Annotated in this window: 14 protein-coding genes; 9 read left to right on the top strand and 5 right to left on the bottom strand. The window is 72.2% G+C overall.

What is annotated here, in order from left to right; all coding sequences use genetic code 11:
* From ABTY56_RS36390 to pyk, 8 genes are all read left to right on the top strand, one after another.
* Window positions 1-1,695 (top strand): alpha-1,4-glucan--maltose-1-phosphate maltosyltransferase (locus tag ABTY56_RS36390; protein ID WP_350633912.1); only part of this gene is annotated, 1,695 nt, incomplete at its 5' end.
* Window positions 1,692-3,416 carry a maltose alpha-D-glucosyltransferase gene (treS, locus tag ABTY56_RS36395; protein WP_350520226.1) on the top strand — a complete coding sequence of 575 codons (1,725 nt, stop codon included), beginning with the start codon at window positions 1,692-1,694 and terminating at the stop codon, window positions 3,414-3,416. The genes ABTY56_RS36390 and treS, both read left to right, overlap by 4 nt.
* Window positions 3,417-3,667: 251 nt before the next feature.
* Window positions 3,668-5,158 (top strand): maltokinase N-terminal cap-like domain-containing protein, encoded by a 1,491-nt coding sequence (locus ABTY56_RS36400; RefSeq protein WP_350633913.1) that lies wholly within the window; start codon window positions 3,668-3,670, stop codon window positions 5,156-5,158.
* A 91-nt stretch (window positions 5,159-5,249) separates the two neighbouring features.
* Window positions 5,250-7,703, top strand: a complete 2,454-nt coding sequence (gene glgB, locus ABTY56_RS36405; protein WP_350633914.1) for a 1,4-alpha-glucan branching protein GlgB — start codon at window positions 5,250-5,252, stop codon at window positions 7,701-7,703.
* Between the two features lie 46 nt (window positions 7,704-7,749).
* Window positions 7,750-8,427, top strand: a complete 678-nt coding sequence (locus ABTY56_RS36410; RefSeq protein ID WP_350633915.1) for a hypothetical protein — start codon at window positions 7,750-7,752, stop codon at window positions 8,425-8,427.
* Window positions 8,428-8,559: 132 nt separating this feature from the next.
* Window positions 8,560-10,689 carry a phosphate acetyltransferase gene (gene pta, locus ABTY56_RS36415; RefSeq protein WP_350633916.1) on the top strand — a complete coding sequence of 710 codons (2,130 nt, stop codon included), beginning with the start codon at window positions 8,560-8,562 and terminating at the stop codon, window positions 10,687-10,689.
* Window positions 10,686-11,909: an acetate kinase gene (locus ABTY56_RS36420; RefSeq protein WP_350633917.1), complete on the top strand. Its 1,224-nt coding sequence runs from the start codon at window positions 10,686-10,688 to the stop codon at window positions 11,907-11,909. The genes pta and ABTY56_RS36420 overlap by 4 nt, the downstream gene beginning before the upstream one ends.
* Window positions 11,910-12,003: 94 nt before the next feature.
* Complete coding sequence (gene pyk, locus ABTY56_RS36425; protein WP_350633918.1) at window positions 12,004-13,431, top strand: pyruvate kinase; 1,428 nt, start codon at window positions 12,004-12,006, stop codon at window positions 13,429-13,431.
* A gap of 86 nt (window positions 13,432-13,517) precedes the next feature.
* On the opposite strand, the gene ABTY56_RS36430 is transcribed toward pyk, so the two are convergent.
* The 4 genes from ABTY56_RS36430 to ABTY56_RS36445 all read right to left on the bottom strand — a co-directional run bounded on the left by ABTY56_RS36430 (window position 13,518) and on the right by ABTY56_RS36445 (window position 18,320).
* On the bottom strand, window positions 13,518-15,026 hold the full coding sequence (locus ABTY56_RS36430) for a hypothetical protein (protein WP_350633920.1): 1,509 nt from the start codon (window positions 15,024-15,026) through the stop codon (window positions 13,518-13,520).
* A complete protein-coding gene (locus ABTY56_RS36435; protein ID WP_350633921.1) occupies window positions 15,023-15,718 on the bottom strand; it encodes a DUF6114 domain-containing protein in 696 nt (231 codons plus the stop codon). Before ABTY56_RS36435 ends, ABTY56_RS36430 begins: the two co-directional genes overlap by 4 nt.
* 158 nt (window positions 15,719-15,876) lie before the next feature.
* The gene (locus tag ABTY56_RS36440; RefSeq protein WP_350633922.1) at window positions 15,877-16,548 is read right to left on the bottom strand and encodes a DUF6230 family protein; all 672 of its coding nucleotides are present in this window, start codon (window positions 16,546-16,548) and stop codon (window positions 15,877-15,879) included.
* A 779-nt stretch (window positions 16,549-17,327) separates the two neighbouring features.
* On the bottom strand, window positions 17,328-18,320 hold the full coding sequence (locus ABTY56_RS36445; protein ID WP_350633923.1) for a tetratricopeptide repeat protein: 993 nt from the start codon (window positions 18,318-18,320) through the stop codon (window positions 17,328-17,330).
* A gap of 522 nt (window positions 18,321-18,842) precedes the next feature.
* Here ABTY56_RS36445 and ABTY56_RS36450 point away from each other — a divergent pair.
* Window positions 18,843-19,394: a TetR/AcrR family transcriptional regulator gene (locus ABTY56_RS36450; RefSeq protein WP_350633934.1), complete on the top strand. Its 552-nt coding sequence runs from the start codon at window positions 18,843-18,845 to the stop codon at window positions 19,392-19,394.
* A 75-nt stretch (window positions 19,395-19,469) separates the two neighbouring features.
* On the opposite strand, the gene icmA is transcribed toward ABTY56_RS36450, so the two are convergent.
* A complete protein-coding gene (gene icmA, locus ABTY56_RS36455) occupies window positions 19,470-21,155 on the bottom strand; it encodes a coenzyme B12-dependent isobutyryl-CoA mutase large subunit (RefSeq protein ID WP_350633924.1) in 1,686 nt (561 codons plus the stop codon).
* Window positions 21,156-21,242 lie beyond the last annotated feature (87 nt).

The raw sequence follows: 21,242 nt of genomic DNA on the forward strand, positions 1-21,242 counted from the left end.
GTGGAGGCGTGGAGCGACCCGATCGCCACCTGGCGCAAGGCCGCCGCGGTGAAGCTGCCCGCCGGGATCGACACCGCGCTGGTCCTGGAGGAGGGCGCCCGGCTGTTCGAGCAGGCCGCGGCCGGCGTGCCGAAGAAGGAGGGCCGCGCCGACGTCCTGGCCGCCGCCGAGGCGCTGCGCGACCCGACCATGCCGCCGCTGTCCCGGCTGGCCGCCGCCCTCGCCCCCGAGGTGCTGGAGCTGCTGACCCGGTACCCGCTGCGCGAGCTGCTCAGCGCCTCCCGCCCGCTGCCGCTGCAGGTGGACCGCGAGCGCGCGCTGTTCGGCTCCTGGTACGAGTTCTTCCCCCGTTCGGAGGGGGCCGTGGTGGACCCGAGCGGCGTCGAGCCGCCGCGCTCGGGCACCCTGCGCACCGCTGCCGAACGGCTTCCGGCGGTCGCCGCGATGGGCTTCGACGTGGTCTACCTGCCGCCGGTCCACCCGATCGGCCGAGCCTTCCGCAAGGGCCCGGACAACACCCTGACGGCCGGTCTGCACGACGTCGGCTCGCCCTGGGCGATCGGCTCCCCGGAGGGCGGCCACGACGCGCTCCACCCCGACCTCGGCACCATCGAGGACTTCGACCACTTCGTCACCGAGGCCCGGGAGCTGAACCTGGAGGTGGCGCTCGACTTCGCCCTCCAGTGCTCACCCGACCACCCCTGGGTGAACAAGCACCCGGAATGGTTCAGCCACCGCGCGGACGGCACCATCGCCTACGCCGAGAACCCGCCGAAGAAGTACCAGGACATCTATCCGGTCAACTTCGACCAGGACATGGACGGAATCGTCAAGGAAACCGCCCGAATCCTTCGGTTCTGGATGTCACACGGCGTGCGGATCTTCCGGGTCGACAACCCGCACACCAAACCGGTGCTGTTCTGGGAGAAGGTGCTCTCCGACATCGCCCGCACCGACCCGGATGTCGTGTTCCTGGCGGAGGCCTTCACCCGCCCCGCGATGATGCACACCCTGGCGAAGATCGGTTTCCACCAGTCGTACACGTACTTCACCTGGCGCACCACCAAGCCGGAACTCACCGAGTACCTCACCGAACTCACCGGTGACGCAGCCGCCTACATGCGCCCCAACTTCTTCGCCAACACCCCGGACATCCTGCACGCCTACCTGCAGCACGGCGGCCGCGCAGCCTTCGCGATCCGCGCGGTGCTCGCCGCCACCCTCTCCCCCAGCTACGGCGTCTACGCCGGCTACGAGCTGTACGAGAACGAGCCGGCCCACCCGGGCTCCGAGGAGTACCTGCACTCGGAGAAGTACGAGCTGCGCCCGCGCGACTGGAACCGCACCGACACCCTCGCCCCGCTGCTGACCGTGCTGAACCGGCTGCGCCGGCGCCACCCGGCCCTGCAGCAGCTGCGCGACCTGCGCTTCCACCCCACCGACAACGACCAGGTGCTCGCCTACTCCAAGACCGCGACCACCCCCGAGGGCCTCACCGACCAGGTCATCACCGTGGTGAACCTCGACCCGCACCACGTCCAGGAGGCCACCGTCAGCCTCGACGGCGACGGCCCGTACGCGGTGCACGACGAGCTCACCGGCGCCGTCTACACCTGGGGCCGGCACAACTACGTCCGGCTCGATCCCTCAGCCGAGCCGGCTCACCTCCTCACGGTTCGGAGGAACCCAGCGTGACAGTGAACGAGCCCGTCCCCGACACCTTCCCCGAGACCTCGAAGAAGAACCTGGACCCCGAGTGGTTCAAGCGTGCGGTCTTCTACGAGGTGCTGGTGCGGTCCTTCCAGGACAGCAACGGCGACGGGGTCGGGGACCTCAAGGGGCTCACGGCCAAGCTCGACTACCTCCAGTGGCTCGGGATCGACTGCCTCTGGCTCCCCCCGTTCTTCGCCTCCCCGCTGCGCGACGGCGGCTATGACGTGTCCGACTACACCTCGGTGCTGCCGGAGTTCGGCGACCTCGCCGACTTCATGGAGTTCACCGACGCCGCGCACGCCCGCGGCATGCGCGTGATCATCGACTTCGTCATGAACCACACCAGCGACCAGCACCCGTGGTTCCAGGCCTCCCGGGAGGACCCGGACGGGCCGTACGGCGACTTCTACATGTGGGCCGACGACGACAAGCAGTACCCGGACGCCCGGATCATCTTCGTCGACACCGAGACCTCCAACTGGACCTACGACCCGGTCCGCAAGCAGTACTACTGGCACCGCTTCTTCTCGCACCAGCCGGACCTCAACTACGACAACCCCCGGGTCCAGGACGAGATGATCGCCGGGCTCAGGTTCTGGCTCGACCTCGGCATCGACGGCTTCCGGCTGGACGCGGTGCCGTACCTCTTCGCCCGCGAGGGCACCAACTGCGAGAACCTGCCGGAGACCCACGAGTTCCTCAAGCGGGTCCGCAAGGAGATCGACGCCGACTACCCCGACACCGTGCTGCTCGCCGAGGCCAACCAGTGGCCGGAGGACGTCGTCGACTACTTCGGCGACTTCACCTCGGGCGGCGACGAGTGCCACATGGCGTTCCACTTCCCGGTGATGCCGCGGATCTTCATGGCGGTGCGCCGCGAGTCCCGCTACCCGGTCTCCGAGATCCTCGCCAAGACCCCGCGCATCCCCAACGGCTGCCAGTGGGGCATCTTCCTGCGCAACCACGACGAGCTGACCCTGGAGATGGTCACCGACGAGGAGCGCGACTACATGTACGCGGAGTACGCCAAGGACCCGCGGATGCGCGCCAACGTGGGCATCCGCCGCCGGCTCGCCCCGCTGCTGGAGAACGACCGCAACCAGATCGAGCTGTTCACCGCCCTGCTGCTCTCCCTGCCCGGCTCGCCGGTGCTCTACTACGGGGACGAGATCGGCATGGGCGACAACATCTGGCTCGGCGACCGGGACGGCGTGCGCACGCCGATGCAGTGGACCCCGGACCGCAACGCGGGTTTCTCCTCCGCCGACCCGGGCAGGCTCAGTCTGCCGCCCATCATGGACCCGGTGTACGGCTTCCAGGTGACCAACGTCGAGGCGCAGCAGAGCAGTTCGAGTTCGCTGCTGCACTGGACGCGTCGCATGATCGAGATCCGCAAGCTCAATCCGGCGTTCGGCCTGGGCAGCTACGCCGAACTGCCGTCCAGCAACCCCGCCGTGCTGGCCTTCGTGCGCGAGCACGAAGGGGACCTGGTCATGTGCGTGAACAACTTCTCGCGGTTCGCTCAGCCGACCGAGCTGGACCTGCGGCAGTACGGCGGGCGGTACCCGGTCGAGCTGATCGGCGGGGTGCGCTTCCCGTCGATCGGTGAGTGGCCCTACCTGCTCACCCTGGCCGGGCACGGCTTCTACTGGTTCCAGCTCCGGCAGCCCCCGCGCCTGAGCGGGACCAGGCGGTCGAAGTAACGATCCGCCGCGCCCCGCCGCACCGCCACACCCGCACCACCAGACCCTCCGGGGGCGCCAGTTGAACCCCAGCGCCCCCGGAGTTCTCTGCACCACCGCGTACGGAGAACAGCCCAACGGCCACCCACACGAAGGCGTGACACCCGAGCCATGCTCGCGTGCCGCGACCGCCGCGCCGCCGAAATCCGGAAGACTGACGGACCCGGCCACGACCCGTCGGGCAGTCCGCGTGCTTCCGGGGAAAGGGAGTCATGTCCGAAACCTCCCGTTCTCAAGCCCATGTGCAGCACGACGCCCCGGCCGGCTCCACCGCGCCGACCGGCGCGCGGGGCTCCGGGCTCCGGAGAACCGCCCTGGGGGTCAGCGAGCTCGTCCAGGCGGCGCTGCCGCTGATCGCCGCGTGGCTGCCCACCCAGCGCTGGTACGCCGGGAAGGGGCGGCCCATCACCGGCCTCACCCCGGTGGTCGGCACCCCGCTGCAGGTCGGCGACCCCGCCCTGCTGCACCTGCTGCTGCGGGTCGAGCACGCCACCACGGCCGGCGCCCCGCACGGCGACATCTACCAGCTGCTGCTCGGCATCCGCTCGCAGGGGCTGGGGGACATCGGGCCCGGCGCGGTGCTCGGCCGGCTCAGCCAGGGCCCGTACGACGGCGCGACCCTCTACGACGCGGTGCACGACCCCGAACTCACCGGGCGCCTGCTGGAACACCTGGCCACCGGCGACCGCTTCGGCTCGCTGTCCTTCCGCCGCACCCCCGGCTCCGGACTGCCCGCCAACCTCCCCGGCCGCGCCTCCACCGCCGAGCAGTCCAACAGCTCGGTCATCTACGGCACCTCGTACATCCTCAAACTGTTCCGCCGCATCCACCCCGGCACCAACCCGGACCTCGAACTCTCGCTCGCCCTCTCCCGGGCCGGCTCCACCCGCATCCCCCGGGTCGCCGCCTGGTTCGAGAGCCGGATGGAGCGTGCCGAACCGGCCACCCTCGGCCTGCTCCAGCGCTACCTGCCGGACGCCGAGGACGGCTGGGAGCTCGCCCTCGACCAGGTCGGCCGGCTCAAGGGCGACCGCTCCCCGGGCAACTTCGCCATCGAGGCGCACCGGCTCGGCCGGGCCACCGCCGAGGTGCACCGGGTGCTGTCCCGGTCGATGCCGGTCGCCCGGCTCGACCGCACCCAGACCGGACGGCTCGCCACCGCGATGGCCGACCGGCTGGACAGCGCCGTCGCCGCCGTCCCCGGCCTGCTGCGCTTCCGGGCCGCGCTGCGCGCCGCCTTCCAGCAGCTCGCCGACGCCCACCCGGACGGTCTGCCGGTCCAGCGCATCCACGGCGACCTGCACCTCGGGCAGGCCATGCGGACCCCGCACGGCTGGGTCCTGCTGGACTTCGAGGGGGAGCCGGCCAAGTCGGTCAACGAACGGCGCGAACCGCAGCCCGCCCTGCGCGACGTCGCCGCCATGCTCCGCTCCTTCGACTACGCCGCCGCCCACCTGCTGGCCGGCGGCCCGGTCGACCCGGAACTGGCCCACCTGGCCGCCGCCTGGGCCCAACGCAACCGCACCGCCTTCTGCGCCGGCTACACGGCCGGGGGCGGCGCCGACCCGGCGGCCTCGCCGGAGCTGATGCGGGCGCTGGAGATCGACAAGGCGGTGTACGAGGTGGTGTACGAGGCCCGGCACCGGCCGAGCTGGCTGCCGATCCCGCTGGCCGCGATCAACCGGCTCGCCCTGTCCGTCTGACTCCCCCGATCCCCGCTCGCCCGCCACTCGTACCGCCGCTTCCCGTACCGCCCGCAGGAGTTCGCCCACCCCGCCGCAGGAGGACCACGCCGTGACGCCGCTCGACCCGACCGGCCGCCCCAACCGCACCGTTCCGGCCACCTTCCTGGCCGGGGCCGCCGACCCGCCCCGAGCCGAAGGGCTCGCCGACGCCGACGGCGGAGCGGTCCGAGCGACCGAGGAAGGAGGGGGTGCCGGGAGTGCCGCGGTGGCGGCCGTCGATGCCGGGCCCGAGCGCCCGGCGGCGAGCCGGCGGAGCGCACCGCGCGCGGCCGCTCCCGCGGGTGTTGCGACCGACGCCCCCGTCGGGGCGCTGCGCCTGCCCGAGGCACCGCTGCCGCCGTCCGAGGTGGAGCGGCTGGTGAGCGGGCAGCACCACGACCCGCACGCGCTGCTCGGCGCGCACCCGGTGCACGGCGGCACGGCGGTCCGGGTGCTGCGCCCGTTCGCCGAGCGGGTGGTCGTCCGGACCCCGCAGGGCCCCGCCGAACTCACCCACCAGCAGAACGGGCTGTTCACCGGGCTGGTGGCCGGCGCAGAACTGCCGGACTACTCCCTGCTGGTGACCTACCCGGACGGCGAGCCGCTGTGCCAGCACGACGGCTACCGCACCCCGCCCACCCTCGGCGAGCTGGACCTGCACCTGATCTCCGAGGGCCGGCACGAGCAGCTGTGGCGGGCGCTCGGCTCGCACGTGCGCACCGTCGACGGCGTGGCCGGCACCGCGTTCGCGGTCTGGGCGCCGAACGCGGTCGGCGTGCGGCTGATCGGCGACTTCAACCACTGGGACGGCACGGGGCACCCGATGCGCTCGCTCGGCTCCTCCGGCATCTGGGAGCTGTTCGTCCCGGGCCTGGCCGAGGGCGCGACGTACAAGTACGAGGTGCACACCCGGCAGGGCTGGGTGCTGGACAAGGCCGACCCGCTGGCCCGGGCCGCCCAGTGCCCGCCCGGCACCGCCTCGGTGGTCACCTCCTCCGCCTACGCCTGGCAGGACGGCGAGTGGATGGCCCGCCGGGCCCGCACCGCGCACCACCGGGCACCGATGTCGGTGTACGAGCTGCACCTGCCCTCGTGGCGCCCGGACCTCACCGACTACCGCGCCATCGCCGAGGAACTCCCGCGCTACCTCAAGGAGTTGAACTTCACCCATGTGGAGTTCATGCCGGTGATGGAGCACCCCTTCGGCGGCTCCTGGGGCTACCAGGTGTCCGGCTACTACGCCCCCACCGCCCGGCTCGGCGGGCCGGACGACTTCCGGTACCTGGTGGACACCCTGCACCGGCACGGCATCGGCGTGATCGTCGACTGGGTGCCCGCGCACTTCCCCAAGGACGACTTCGCACTCGCCCGCTTCGACGGCGAGCCGCTGTACGAGCCCGCCGACCCGCTGCGCGCCGAGCACCCCGACTGGGGGACGCTGGAGTTCGACTACGGCCGCAAGGAGGTGCGCAACTTCCTGGTCGCCAACGCGGTCTACTGGTGCGAGGAGTTCCACATCGACGGCCTGCGGGTCGACGCCGTCGCCTCGATGCTCTACCTCGACTACTCCCGCGAGGGCGGCGCCTGGACGCCCAACCAGTACGGCGGCCGGGAGAACCTGGACGCGGCCTCCTTCCTCCAGGAGATGAACGCCACCGTCTACCGGCGCTGCCCCGGCGTGATCACCATCGCCGAGGAGTCCACCGCCTGGGACGGGGTCACCCGCCCCACCGACGCCGGTGGTCTCGGCTTCGGGCTGAAGTGGAACATGGGCTGGATGCACGACTCGCTGGTCTACATGTCCAAGGAGCCGGTGCACCGCAAGTACCACCACAACGAGATCACCTTCTCGATGGTGTACGCCTACTCGGAGAACTACATCCTGCCGATCTCGCACGACGAGGTCGTCCACGGCAAGCAGGCCCTGGTCTCCAAGATGCCCGGCGACTGGTGGCAGCAGCGTGCCAACCACCGCGCCTACCTGGGCTTCATGTGGTCCCACCCGGGCAAGCAACTGCTCTACATGGGGCAGGAGTTCGCCCAGGGCGCGGAGTGGGACCACGAGCACGGCCCGCAGTGGTGGGTGCTCGACGAGCAGTGGCCGGCCCACCGGGACCACCTCGGGGTGCGCAGCCTGGTCCGCGACCTCAACCGGCGCTACCTCGACACCCCGGCGCTGTGGGAGCTGGACAGCACCCCGGACGGCTTCCGCTGGCTCGACGGCGGCGCCGCGAACGACAACCTGCTCTCCTACGTCCGCTACGCGGCCGACGGCACCCCGCTGGTCGCAGTCTGCAACTTCTCCCCGGTCGTGCGGCACGGCCGCCGGGTCGGCCTGCCCCGCCTGGCGGGCCGCGACCAGCTGTGGGAGGAGGTGCTGAACACCGACGCCGAGGAGTACGGCGGCAGCGGCATCGGCAACTCCCACCCGGTCAAGGCCGAACCGGTGGAGTGGGACGGCCAGCCCCGCTCCGCCGAACTGATCCTCCCCCCGCTCGCCACCCTCTGGTTCCGCCCGGCGTGATCGCCTAGGCTCCCCGCCTGAGACTGATCGTCAGCAGGCGGGGGGCTTGCACGTGGGACTGTGGACATCACTCGGCTGGATCTACCTGCTGGTGCCCTTCGTCTGCTGGGCGGCGCTGGTCCGCACCCGGGCGGTCGGGGCCGCGGTCTTCGCCGTCCTCACGGGTATGGCGGCCATCCTCGTGGGCCTGCAGTGCGAGTGGTTCTTCGTCCGGCCCGCGGCCGAGCTGCAGGCCGGGTACCCGTTCATGGCGGGCCTGGTGATCCTGGTGGGGGAGGTGATCGAGAAGCGGCTGCGCGGCCCCCGGCCGGAGGACCGGTTCGTCGACCGGGTCGGCGCGGTCTCCGTCACGGTCTGCGTCCACTCCGTCGTCGGGGCGGTCGTCGTCCTCGGCTATCTGGTCATCGCCCACGACGCCTTCCTCCCGAGCGCCGCCGAGGTACCGCTGCCAACCGGGGTGAGCATCGAGCACGACGACGGGGGTTACTGCGGCTCGAACTTCTGCTCCCGGACCCTCACCCTCGGCAGCACCACGGGCCTGTCGGCCGACCAGGTGGAGACCCGCCTGCGGGCCGCGCTCGCCGCCGACGGCTGGACCCCGGGCCGCAACGGCGCCCTCGTGCATCCGCACGGCTGGCTGGTGGACCGGCGCCTGTCGGAGGCCTTCGTGAGCGGGCGGACGGTGGAACTGTCCGGCTCGGAGATCACCAACGCCGGCTCCTGACCTCCGCCACCTCCCCGGCATGACCTTCGTCCCTTGCCGCCCCGGCCCGACTCTGCTCGCGGACGAACGTTCGGGGTGCGAAGGTATGGTCGACATGACCACCTTCCGAGGCGACGGGACGGAGACACCCACGTGGCGCGCAGCGTGTACGTGACCGGTATCGACCGGGGGGACGGCCGGCAGGCGGTCGAACTCGGGGTCATGGAACTGCTCACCCGCCAGGTGGACCGGGTCGGGGTCTTCCGCCCGCTGGTGCACGCCGCCGCACCCGGGGAGCCGGGCTCGGACCACGTGGTCGAGCTGCTGCACGCCCGCTACCGGATCGACCTGCCGAGCACCGAGCTGTACGGCCTCACCTACGAGGAGGCCGCCGTGCTGCAGGCCGCCCGGGGGCAGGATGAGCTGGTCTCCGTCCTGGTCGACCGGTTCCGCGCGATGGAACGGCGCTGCCAGGCGGTGCTGGTGCTCGGCACCGACTTCGCCGACACCAACATCCCGGACGAGCTGGCCTTCAACGCCCGCCTCGCCAACGAGTTCGGCGCCGCCGTGCTGCCCGTGGTCGGCGGCCAGGGCAAGGACCCGGAGGCCGTGATCGCCGAGGTGCGCAACGCCCACCGGGCGTACACCGACCTCGGCTGCGAGACCCTCGCGATGATCGCCAACCGGACCGCCACCAGCGCCAAGCAGCGGATCCAGCGCAAGCTCACCGAGAAGCTGCCGATCCCCGCCTACGTCATCCCGGAGGAGCCGGCCCTGGCCGCGCCCACCGTCGCCCAGCTGGTCGAGGCCACCGGCGCCGAGGTGCTGCTCGGCGACGCGGCCGGCCTGGCCCGGGACGTGCGCGGCTACGTCTTCGGCGGCGCCATGCTGCCGACCTTCCTGGACGCGCTGACCGAGGGCGCGCTCGTCGTCACCCCCGGGGACCGCGCCGACCTGGTGATCGGCTCGCTGGCCGCGCACGCCGCCGGCGCCCCGCCGATCGCCGGCGTGCTGCTGACGCTCGGCCAGCACCCCGGCCCGAACGTGATGGCACTGGCCGCCCGGCTCGCCCCGGGCACCCCGGTCGCCGTCGTCCCCGAGGGCAGCTGGCCGACCGCCGCCACCCTGACCCACCTGGAGGGCAAGCTCACCGCGGCCAGCCCCCGGAAGGCCGAGATCGCCCTCGGCCTGTTCGAACTGCACGTCGACACCGCCGAGTTGACCAACCGGATCGAGGTCGGCCGGTCCGAGCGGGTCACCCCGATGATGTTCGAGCACGAGCTGCTGGAGCGCGCCCGGGCCGGCCGCCGGCACGTCGTGATGCCCGAGGGGACCGAGGAGCGGGTGCTGCGCGCGGCCGAGATCCTGCTGCGCCGCAACATCTGCGACCTCACCCTGCTCGGCGACCCGGACGCGGTGCGCCGCAAGGCCGCCGGCCTCGGCATCGAGCTGCCGCAGGAGGGGTCGGGCGCCGACCGCGCCCAGGTCCGGCTCGTCGACCCGACCACCAGCCCGCTGCGCCGCCAGTTCGCCGAGCTGTACGCGCGCCTGCGGGCCCACAAGGGGATGACCGTCGAGCTGGCGCTGGACGTCGTCACCGACGTCTCGTACTTCGGCACCCTGATGGTCCAGGAGGGCATCGCGGACGGCATGGTGTCCGGCGCGGTGCACTCCACCGCGGCCACCATCCGGCCGGCCTTCGAGGTGATCAAGACCTCGCCGGGCGCCGCGATCGTCTCCTCCGTCTTCTTCATGTGCCTGGCCGACAAGGTGCTGGTGTACGGCGACTGCGCGGTCAACCCCGACCCGGACGCCCAGCAGCTGGCCGACATCGCGATCCAGTCCGCCGCCACCGCCGCCCAGTTCGGGGTGGAGCCGCGGGTCGCGATGCTCTCGTACTCGACCGGCACCTCCGGCTCCGGCGCCGACGTCGACAAGGTCCGCAAGGCCACCGAGATCGTCCGCGAGCTGCGGCCGGACATCCTGGTCGAGGGCCCGATCCAGTACGACGCGGCGGTGGACGAGCACGTCGCGGCCACCAAGCTGCCGGGCTCCCCGGTGGCCGGGCGGGCGACCGTGCTGATCTTCCCGGACCTCAACACCGGCAACAACACCTACAAGGCGGTCCAGCGCTCGGCCGGCGCGGTCGCGGTCGGCCCGGTGCTGCAGGGGCTGCGCAAGCCCGTCAACGACCTCTCCCGCGGGGCGCTGGTGCAGGACATCGTCAACACCGTCGCGATCACCGCCATCCAGTCCCAGGACGACAAGGAGCAGCAGGCATGAGTGGTGGAACGCGCGTCCTCGTGCTGAACGCCGGCTCCTCGTCGGTGAAGTACCAGCTGATCGAGATGCTGGACGGCGCCCGGCTGGCCTCCGGGCTGGTCGAGCGGATCGGCGAGTCGGGCGGCCGCCTGGTGCACACCCCCCGTACGGGCGAGCGGCGCGAGGCGCTGCAGCCGTTCCCCGACCACTCGGCCGCGCTGAAGGCCGTCGCCGAGGAGCTGGCCGCCGACGGCCTCGGGCTGGACTCCCCCGAGCTGGCCGCGATCGGTCACCGGGTGGTGCACGGCGGCAAGCGGTTCACCGAGCCGACCGTGATCACCGAGGAGGTGCTCGGGGAGATCCGCCGGCTGATCCCCGTCGCCCCGCTGCACAACCCGGCCAACATCACCGGCATCGAGGTGGCCCGGGCGCTGCGCCCCGACCTCCCGCAGGTGGCCGTCTTCGACACCGCCTTCCACGCCTCGATGCCCGAATACGCGGCGCGGTACGCGATCGACAAGGACGTCGCCGACGAGCACCGGGTGCGCCGCTACGGCTTCCACGGCACCTCGCACCAGTACGTCTCGCGGGCGACCGCCCGGCTGCTCGGCAAGGACCCGGCCGAGGTCAACGTGATCGTGCTGCACCTGGGCAACGGCGCCTCCGCCTCGGCGGTCAGCGGCGGGCGCTGCGTCGACACCTCGATGGGCCTGACCCCGCTGGAGGGCCTGGTCATGGGCACCCGCTCGGGCGACATCGACGCCGGCGTGGTGTTCCACCTGCACCGGGTCGGCGGGCTGTCGATCGACGAGATCGACGACCTGCTCAACCGCCGCAGCGGCCTGCGCGGCCTGTGCGGCGAGAACGACATGCGCGAGATCATGCGCCGCGCGGACGAGGGGGACGCGGACGCGAAGCTCGCCTTCGACAGCTACGTCCACCGGCTGCGCAAGTACATCGGCGGCTACTACGGGGTGCTCGGCCGGGTGGACGCGATCGCCTTCACCGCGGGCGTAGGAGAGAACGCGGCGCCGGTGCGCGCGGCGGCCACCGCGGGACTGGAGGAACTGGGCATCGCCGTGGACCCGGAGCTGAACTCGGTGCGCTCGGGCGAGGCCCGGATCATCTCGCCCGCGTTCGCCCGGGTGACGGTCGCGGTGGTGCCCACCGACGAGGAGCTGGAGATCGCCCGGCAGACCTTCGCACTGGTGCACCGGGAGCCCCGCCTGTCCGAGGGCTGACACGAAATCGTCTCACCCCTCGGAACTCTTCGTCGGCGATTCCTCCCGGTCCGTGCCGAATGCGCGCATAACCCGAACGGATAGACTGACCGATATGCGCCGAGCGAAAATTGTCTGCACCCTGGGTCCGGCGACGGACTCCTACGAACAGCTGAAGGCCATCGTCGAAGCGGGCATGAACGTCGCCCGACTGAACATGAGCCACGGCAACCACGCGGACCACGAGGAGCGGTACCGCAAGGTCCGCCAGGTCTCGGAGGACACCGGCAAGGCCATCGGCGTCCTGGCCGACCTCCAGGGTCCCAAGATCCGTCTGGCGACCTTCGCCAACGGTCCGGTGACCGTCGACAACGGCGACGAGTTCACCATCACCACCGAGGACGTCCCCGGTGACCAGTACATCTGCGGCACCACCTACAAGGGCCTGCCCGGCGACGTGAAGCCCGGCGACCCGATCCTCATCAACGACGGCGTCATCGCCCTGGAGGTCGTCAGCGTCGACGGCCCGCGGGTGAAGACCGTGGTGGTCGAGGGCGGCGTGCTCTCGAACAACAAGGGCATCAACCTGCCCGGCGCGGCCGTCAACGTGCCCGCCCTGTCCGAGAAGGACAAGGACGACCTGCGCTTCGCACTGCGCCTGGGCGTCGACATGATCGCCCTGTCCTTCGTCCGCAACGCGGACGACATCAAGGACGTCCACGAGGTCATGGACGAGGTCGGCATCCGGGTGCCGGTCATCGCCAAGATCGAGAAGCCGCAGGCCGTCGAGGCCATGGAGGAGATCGTCCTCGCCTTCGACGCCATCATGGTCGCCCGCGGCGACCTCGCCGTGGAGTACCCGCTGGAGCGGGTGCCGCTGGTCCAGAAGCAGCTGGTCACGCTGGCCCGCCGCAACGCCAAGCCGGTCATCGTCGCCACCCAGATGATGGAGTCGATGATCCACGCCTCGCGCCCGACCCGCGCCGAGGTCTCCGACGTCGCCAACGCCATCCTGGACGGCGCCGACGCGGTCATGCTCTCCGCCGAGTCCAGCGTCGGCAAGTACCCGGTCGAGACCGTCCGCACCATGAGCCGGATCTGCGAGAAGGCCGAGGAGGAGCTGCTCTCCCAGGGCCTGCAGCCGCTCAACCCGGGCCGCAAGCCGCGCACCCAGGGCGGCTCGGTCGCCCGCGCCGCGTGCGAGCTGGGCGACTTCCTCGACGGCAAGGCGCTGGTCGCGTTCACCAAGTCCGGCGACACCGCCCGCCGGCTGTCCCGCTACCGCTCGCCGATCCCGGTGATCGCGTTCACCCCGGACTCCGCGACCCGCAACCAGCTCTCGCTGAGCTGGGGCGTCGAGGCGTACGTGACCGAGCAGGTCGCCACCACCGACGCCATGGTCGCCCAGGTCGACCGTGAGCTGCTGCGGATGGGCCGGCTCGGCGACGGCGACACCGTGATCGTCACCGCCGGTGTCCCGGTCGGCATCCCCGGCACCACCAACATGGTGCAGGTGCACCACCTGGGCACCCGGGGCGAGTGAGCCCCGAGGCCTGAGAACGCCCGTGGGGCGGTCCTCCCGTACGGGAGGACCGCCCCACGGGCGTCACGGCGTCCGGCGCCCGTCGCTCACTCGTTGCTGTAGGGCGCGTCGTCGTTGAACAGGTGCATCCCCGGGATGTGCAGGGTGCCGCCGAACTGGCCGGCCTGCTTGGCGGTGACGCCGGTCAGCTCCAGGTCCAGCGGGATCGGGATGGCGCCGATCAGGTCGTACAGCCAGCGCGGCAGGGTGTCCGGGGTGAGGGTGATCTCGCCCAGGTCGATCGGGATGGGCAGGCCGAGCACCTTGGAGAGGTGGCCGGACAGCCGCTCCACGTACATGGTGACCGGGCCGTTGCGCATGGTCGAGGTGGATCCCTTGGCGCCCTGGACGTGGAAGGTGACGCCGTTGCCCTCCAGAGTCGACATGTCGAGATTGTCGATGTCGACGCTGTCGACCACGAACTTCAGCACCCGCTTGCTGCCGGTCGGGGTCTTCACGTCGTAGACGCCGTGGAAGGCCGCGCCGTGCAGGGCCAGACGGCTGGTCAGCAGCGTCCAGTTCTGCTCCGGGACGACGTGGCCGACCGTGGCCGCGCCGGCGGTCAGACCCCGGGTGTCCACATCGCAGTTCGGGTTGTCGGTGGGCGTGGCGGACGGGGTGCCGGTGGCGCCCGCGGTGGGCGAGGCGGTACCGGAGGCGCCGGCCGAGGGCGTCGCCTTGGGGCTCGCCTTCCCACTCGGCGTCGCGGCCGGCGAGGGCGCACCACCGGGGGACGGGGCCGTGGTCGGCGCGGCGTCCGGCGTCGCGCCGTGGGCCTGTGGCTGGGCGGGCGCGGGCTGGGCCGGGGTGCCGGCGTGCGGAGCCGAGGCGGTCGGGGTGGTGGCCGCCGGCGCCGGGGTCGTGCCCGGCTTGGGGGCCTGGGTCGGGGCCGCGGTCGGGCTCGGCGAAGCGGTCGGGTTCAGCAGGTGGTTGATGCCGCCGACGATGTCGTCGATCAGCCCGGCCTGGGTCGCCGTGCCCGTACCGCTGCCGGCACCCTGTCGGTCCGTTCCCGACGCGACCGCGCCGGTGTCGGCGGCCACGGCCTGCGGCTGCGCGGCCGCCCGGGCGGCGGGCGGCTGGGTGGTGGGCGCCGCCGCGGCCGGTGGCTTGACCGGCGAGGTGGGCTGCTGGGTGGGCGCGACGGTGGGCGCCTGGCTCGGGGCCTGGCCGGCCGGCTGGGTCGGCACCGAGGTCGGACCGGTCGAGGGCCCGGTGGTGGGCGCCGAGGTCGGCGGCGCGGTCGGGCCGGTGGTCGGGCCGGTGGTCGGGCCGGGCGGCGGCTCGGGCAGCTCGCTCTTGGGGACGGGCGTCTCGATCGGCGCGACGTCCGGCACCGCGGCCGGCGCTGCGCCGCAGGGCTTGCCCGCCGCGGACTCGGCGATCGCCGGGTTGGGCGTGTAGGCGGCGGCCATCAGCAGCGCGGTCGGCACCGCGGCCATCGCCAGCGCGCGGCCTCTCAATCTGACCCGTACGGGCGTGCGCGGGGCCGCGTGCCGACCGGAGCGCCGCGCCGGAACGGCCGCGTCGTCGGCTTGCTCGGCCGGCCCGGTCACCGCGCCGCCTCCGGGTCGGTGGCGCCGGCCTGCTTCGGGACGACTGCCTCGGCAGCGGACTGGGCGGCCGGCTCCTGCGGCGTGCCCTGGGCGGGCAGTTGGGCGGTGGGCGCCTCGGCGGCGGCCTCGGCTGCCACCTCGGTGGCCTGCTCGGCGACACCCGCCGGCTCGGTGGCGACGCTCTGCGCCGTGCCCGCCCCGGCCAGGGCGTTCCCGGCCGCCTCGTCCTCGGCGTCCTTGCCGCGGCCGCGACGCCGGCCCTTGGCCGCGGACCCGGCCTTCGGCTCCGGCAGCGGCGCCCAGGAGACCATCAGCCCGCCGCCGATCAGGCCCGGCAGCAGCGCCAGTCCGAAGCCCGCCAGGTTGGAGACCGGGATCGAGACCAGGGTCAGCAGGATGGTGGCGATGCCGCTGAAGACCCGCACCGCGGGCTGGAACCAGGCGGTCAGACCGAGGATGATCATCAGCACGCCGATGATCAGCGACCCGGCACCGGCCGTGGTCGACATCGCGATGGTCAGGCCGCCGAACGTCAGGTGGGCATACGGGAAGTAGAGGATCGGGACGCCGGCGATCATGGCCAGCAGGCCGCCCCAGAAGGGCCTGGTGCGGCGGAAATCACGGAAGTGCCGCCAGAGCCACCCGAATGGGTTCTGGTGGCCGGTCCGGGGTTCGACCGTTGCGCTGGACATGGTGCAGCTCCTCGATGTCGCTACGAGGGAAGAACAATGGGGGTGGGCCGGGGGCGGCGATGCTCCGCCGCCCCCGGCCCCGGGTGGACCCGTCGTCGGGGCGCGTCGCCCGGCAGGCCGTCAGGCGTGCCGGGCGGGCGTCCCGGTCAAAGCGAGACTCAGAAGCACTCGTTGCCCGCGCCGTCGCCGCTCTTCAGCGCGAGGCTCAGGCCGTTCAGCTTGAACGTGCCGGCCGAGGTGGCCCGGGCGACCTGCTGAACGCCGCTCAGGTCGGCCTTCTTGGCGGCCTGGGCGAAACCGGTCGCACCGCTCGGCAGACCGGCGCCGCCGCCCGCCTTGGTGACGCCCGGGTGCGGGGTCCAGCCCTGGGTGGCCGAGCCGGAGAGGGTGGAGGCGTCCTGACCGATGTTGATGTCGGTGAAGGTCGCGTCCGCCTTCAGCTGCTCCAGGTCGATCAGCAGGTTGTCGGCCTGGACCGGCTTGCCCGCCTCGGTACCGGCGTGCAGCTGCAGGGTGATCTTGCCCAGACCGAAGCCGGTCAGGTCCGTCACCACCGACTGGCACAGGTTGGTGATGTCGGCGTGGTCGAAGGCCGAGACCGCGACCGGGTGCGGCTTGCCGTTGGCCTCGATGTCGACCGAGCCGAACTGGGCGAAGTTGGTGCCGTGCAGCTGGTCGGTGCTGACCTTGAACTGCTGGCCGGAAATGCTGAACGAAGCGGCGAGCGCACTGTTGGCGATCGAGACGCCGACCATCGCGGTGGCCGCGACGCTCGGCACCATCACCAGGGCGAAGCGCTTCCAGCGGGTCTTGCCGTAGGTCTTGGACATGCGAGTCCTCCTTCTAGGACGTACATCTCCGGCTCCCCGGCGGCGCGTCCCGCGCCGGTGGGGGCCTGGGATGGGAGAGAGCTACGTCCTCGGTAGCGGAGAGCGCCTTGGGCGTCGTCGGACGCGGGAGCGGCCTGCGTGGAGCAGGCCTCCCGGCCGAGCACCGGCCGACCTTGTGGGGCGGCGGGCAGGACCGACGACATCGGCGATCACCCCCGAGCGACAACCAGCGACCGCGCAGGGCCGCGCGGCCGGTCGAAGGACAGGAACCGCCGTGGGACCGCGGATACCCCCCTGCCCTCCCTACCGCCGACCGGGGTCGGCGGATCACCCGGTGGGGATCCCGCGCTCCGCGTGGCCGACGGGCTGTCGGAGGGTGTGGAGTCTGGGACCGGGCGACGCCGATGCTGCTTGAATCCCGGGCGAAGCACAAGGGGTGCCTTACTGACGGGTAATCCAACATCCGGTGGCGTCGATCATGAACTGGACGCGACGAGCACCGTGCGTGACACCTTGAAGGAACGGTGACGACGAAATCCGCCGGAAACACCAGCGAAACACCCGCGGGCGGTCACGTATGGTGACCGCCCGCGGGTGAAATCAAGATTTGGTAAACCTCTGTCCGGTTGACCGGATTGTCGCCAAATCACCTGGCGACACCGCAGGTCATCCGCTGTGCCAGCCGACCGGCCGGAACCGGGCCCGACCCGGCCTCGGACCGGGACCCGACCCGGCCTCGGACGGGCCCGAACCGGGGTCGGAGGGGGCCCGAACCGGGGTCAGAAGAGCACGCGCGCCAGCGCCGTACGGGCCGCGGTGACCCGCGGGTCGTCCGACCCGATCACCTCGAACAGCTCCAGCAGACGCAGCCGGGCGGTGTCCCGGTCCTCGCCGGCCGTCCGTCCGACGGTGTCCACCAGGCGCCCGAAGGCGTCCTCGACGTGGCCGCCGACCAGGTCCAGGTCGGCCGCCTGGAGCTGGATCCCGACGTTCTTGGGCTCGGCCGCGGCCGCCGCCCGGACGGCCTGCAGGTCCAGACCCTCGATCCGCTGCAGCAGCTCGGCCTGGGCCAGACCCAGCTTGGCCTCGGTGTTGCCCGGCTGGTCGGCCAGCACGTTCTTGTACGCCTGGACGGCGCCGCCCAGGTCGCCCGCGTCCAGCGCGTCGTGCGCGGCGGCCAGCGCCGGATCCTCGGGGCGCTCCGGGGCCGCGGTCGGGGCCTCGCCCTGGGCGACCGCGCCGCCGCCCACGCCGAAGCGCTGCTCGGCGACCAGGATCAGCTGGTCGAGGATCTTGCGGATGTTGGCGGCGCTCTCCGCGCCCTGGAACAGCGGCACCAGCTGGCCGGCCACCACGGCCATCACGGCCGGGATGCCCTGGATGCCGAACTGCTGGGCGAGCAGCTGGTTCGAGTCCACGTCGATCTTGGCGAGCACGAAGCGGCCGGCGTACTCCTCGGCCAGGCCCTCCAGGACCGGGCTGAGCTGCTTGCAGGGGCCGCACCACTCGGCCCAGAAGTCGATGACGACCGGCACCTCGGTGGAGCGCTGGACGACCTCGGTCTCGAAGGTGTCCTCGGTGACGTCGATGACGAGCTGGTGGGCGGACTGGGCGGGGGCGACTCCGGCCGCTTCGGCGGCCGCCGCCTGACGGGCCCGCTCGGCCCGGGCCTGCTCGGCCTTCTGGGCGGCCTCGCCGGCCGCCTTCACTGCGGCGAGGTCGACCGCGCCGCGCAGGGCGGAGCTGTTGGGACGCGAATTCCGTGGCTGCATGGCACCATCCTCCCCCGTCCGCGCTGCTCGCGGGCACCATCCTCGGGAAAGTCGGCTCGCGCGGGACGCGCGGCGCCGGTTCCCGGGCGTCGTACCCGCCCCCCGGTAGCCTGGACTGTTCGGCGCGGATCCCCATCCGCGCCCACGCCGCTCCCGTCCCACGGTCGCGGCGCCTGGTTGTCACTGTTCTTTCGCTACGAGTCGTAGCGTAACTGGAGCCGGTGCCCCGGCCGCAAGCCCCACCGGCGGTTCGGGGACGTGACCTGCCCCACTTTCCCGGGTGGCCCGGCTGCCCGAATCGACCAACAGTCGCTACCGTTACCTGCCCCACCCAAGTTACTTACCAGTAAATCGCAAGGAGGCCCGGTGCCGGCCGCCCAGCCCCCCGCGAGCCCGGAGAGCACGGTCCCGACGTGCACGGAGCCGGCGAGCTCGGCCCCGGAGGCCGCGCACACAACCCCGGAGGCCGTCGGCGCCACCCGGGCCAAGGGCCGCCCGCGCAGCGCCGCCGCCGACCGCGCCATCCTCGCCGCCACCCGCGAGGCCCTCGCCGAACTCGGCTGGGGCGGACTGACCATGGGCCACGTGGCGAGCCGGGCCGGGGTCGCCAAGACCACGCTCTACCGCCGCTGGCCCTCCAAGAACGAACTGGTCGTCGACGCCGTCGCCACCCTCTTCGACGACCTGGTGATGCCCGACCTCGGCAGCCTGCGGGCCGACATCGAGGCCGTGGTGGCCCAGTTCGCCGACCTGCTGGCCCGCCCGGAGACCCAGGCCGCGCTGCTCGCGCTGTTCGCCGAGGGCATCCGCGACCGGCAGCTGCACCGCCGGATCCGCGAGGCCATCGTGGACCCGCAGAAACGGCTGGTCCGCCAGGGCCGGTCGGCCGCCCAGGCGCGCGGCGAACTCGAAGCGGACACCGACGCCGAGTCCGCCCGCGAGGAGGTCGACATCATCTTCGACACCATCGCGGGCACCGTCGAACACCGCGTCCTGGTCAGCGGCGAGCCGATCACCCCCGAGTGGACCCGCCGCTTCACCGACCTGCTGCTGGGCCCGCTCGCCACCTGCTGAGGACACGACGCAGCCGCCCGTACGGAACCCCGTACGGGCGGCTGCCCGCGCTCCTGCGCCCGTTCGCCTGCGCGATCAGAACGCCGCGTTCTCCTGGTACGTCCCCCACTCCTGCCGCAGCGCGTTGCAGATCTCGCCCAGCGTCGCCTCGGCGCGCACCGCGTCCAGCATCGGCGGGATCATCGACTCGCCCGAGCGCGCCGCCGCCAGCATGGCGTCCAGCCCGGCCCGCACGGCCGCGTCGTCCCGGGCCGCCTTGCGCTCGCCCAGCACGCGCACCTGCTCGCGCTCGACCTCGTGGCTGACCCGCAGGATCTCCAGCTCGGGGGTGACGCTGCGCGGGTGGCAGTTGACGCCGACCACGCGCTTCTCGCCCTTCTCCACGCCCTGCTGGTACTGGAAGGCGGCCTCGGCGATCTCGCCGGTGAACCAGCCCTCCTCGATGCCGCGCAGGATGCCGGAGGTGATCGGGCCGATCTCGTGGTCCTCGCTGCCCTTGTCCAGGATCCGCTGGAAGATCGCCTCGGCCTGCTGCTCGATCCGGTCGGTCAGCGCCTCGACGTACCAGGAACCGCCCAGCGGGTCCGCCACGTTGGCGACGCCGGTCTCCTCCATCAGCACCTGCTGGGTGCGCAGGGCGATCTCGGCGGCCTGCTCGGAGGGCAGTGCCAGGGTCTCGTCCAGCGCGTTGGTGTGCAGCGAGTTGGTACCGCCGAGCACCGCGGACAGCGCCTCGACGGCGGTGCGGACCACGTTGTTGTACGGCTGCTGCGCGGTGAGCGAGACGCCGGCGGTCTGGGTGTGGAAGCGCAGCCACTGCGCCTTGTCGGTCTTGGCGCCGAAGCGGTCGCGCATCCAGCGGGCCCAGATCCGGCGCGCGGCACGGAACTTGGCGATCTCCTCGAAGAAGTCGAGGTGCGCGTCGAAGAAGAAGGACAGGCCGGGCGCGAAGACGTCCACGTCCAGGCCCCGGGACAGGCCCAGCTCGACGTAGCCGAAGCCGTCCGCGAGGGTGTACGCCAGCTCCTGCGCGGCCGTCGCCCCGGCCTCGCGGATGTGGTAGCCGGAGACGGACAGCGGCTTGTACGCGGGGATGCCCTCGGCGCAGTAGGCCATCAGATCCCCGATCAGGCGCAGGTGCGGCTCGGGGGCGAAGAGCCACTCCTTCTGCGCGATGTACTCCTTGAAGATGTCCGTCTGCAGGGTGCCGTTGAGCACCGCCGGGTCGACGCCCTGGCGCTCGGCGGCGACCAGGTACATGCAGAAGACCGGGACGGCCGGGCCGCTGATCGTCATCGAGGTGGTGACCTCGCCGAGCGGGATGCCGTTGAACAGCACCTCCATGTCGGCGGCCGAGTCGATGGCCACGCCGCAGTGGCCGACCTCGCCCAGCGACTTGGCGTCGTCGGAGTCGTAGCCCATCAGGGTGGGCATGTCGAAGGCGACCGAGAGGCCGCCGCCGCCCGCCTCCAGGATCATCCGGTAGCGCTCGTTGGTCTGCTGCGCGTTGCCGAAGCCGGCGAACTGGCGGATGGTCCAGGTGCGGCCCCGGTAGCCGGTCGGGTGCAGGCCGCGGGTGTACGGGTACTCGCCCGGCCAGCCGATCCGCTCGAAGCCCTCGTAGTCCTGCCCGGCGGGCGGGCCGTAGACCGGCTCGACCTCGTCCCCGGAGAGGGTGGTGAAGTCCGCGTCCCGCTTGCGGGCCTTGTCGTACCGCTGCTGCCAGCGCTGCCGTCCGCGCTCGATCTCCTCGGCGTCCATGACCCCGAACTCCGCTCCGTACGGCCGCCACGGCGACGGGCGGCACAGCTATTAGGACGTCCTACTAATTTACTCGGACGTCCTAGT

It is taken from the genome of Kitasatospora sp. NPDC097691, from assembly GCF_040302665.1.
Taxonomy (GTDB): Bacteria; Actinomycetota; Actinomycetes; order Streptomycetales; family Streptomycetaceae; genus Kitasatospora.

Excerpts from the sequence above, each read along its gene's own strand:
- ABTY56_RS36420 (WP_350633917.1), top strand. The coding sequence starts at position 10,686 with ATGAGTGGTGGAACGCGCGTCCTCGTGCTGAACGCCGGCTCCTCGTCG.
- ABTY56_RS36435 (WP_350633921.1), bottom strand. The coding sequence starts at position 15,718 with ATGTCCAGCGCAACGGTCGAACCCCGGACCGGCCACCAGAACCCATTC.
- pyk (WP_350633918.1), top strand. The coding sequence starts at position 12,004 with ATGCGCCGAGCGAAAATTGTCTGCACCCTGGGTCCGGCGACGGACTCC.
- ABTY56_RS36440 (WP_350633922.1), bottom strand. The coding sequence starts at position 16,548 with ATGTCCAAGACCTACGGCAAGACCCGCTGGAAGCGCTTCGCCCTGGTG.
- ABTY56_RS36400 (WP_350633913.1), top strand. The coding sequence starts at position 3,668 with ATGTCCGAAACCTCCCGTTCTCAAGCCCATGTGCAGCACGACGCCCCG.
- ABTY56_RS36445 (WP_350633923.1), bottom strand. The coding sequence starts at position 18,320 with ATGCAGCCACGGAATTCGCGTCCCAACAGCTCCGCCCTGCGCGGCGCG.
- icmA (WP_350633924.1), bottom strand. The coding sequence starts at position 21,155 with ATGGACGCCGAGGAGATCGAGCGCGGACGGCAGCGCTGGCAGCAGCGG.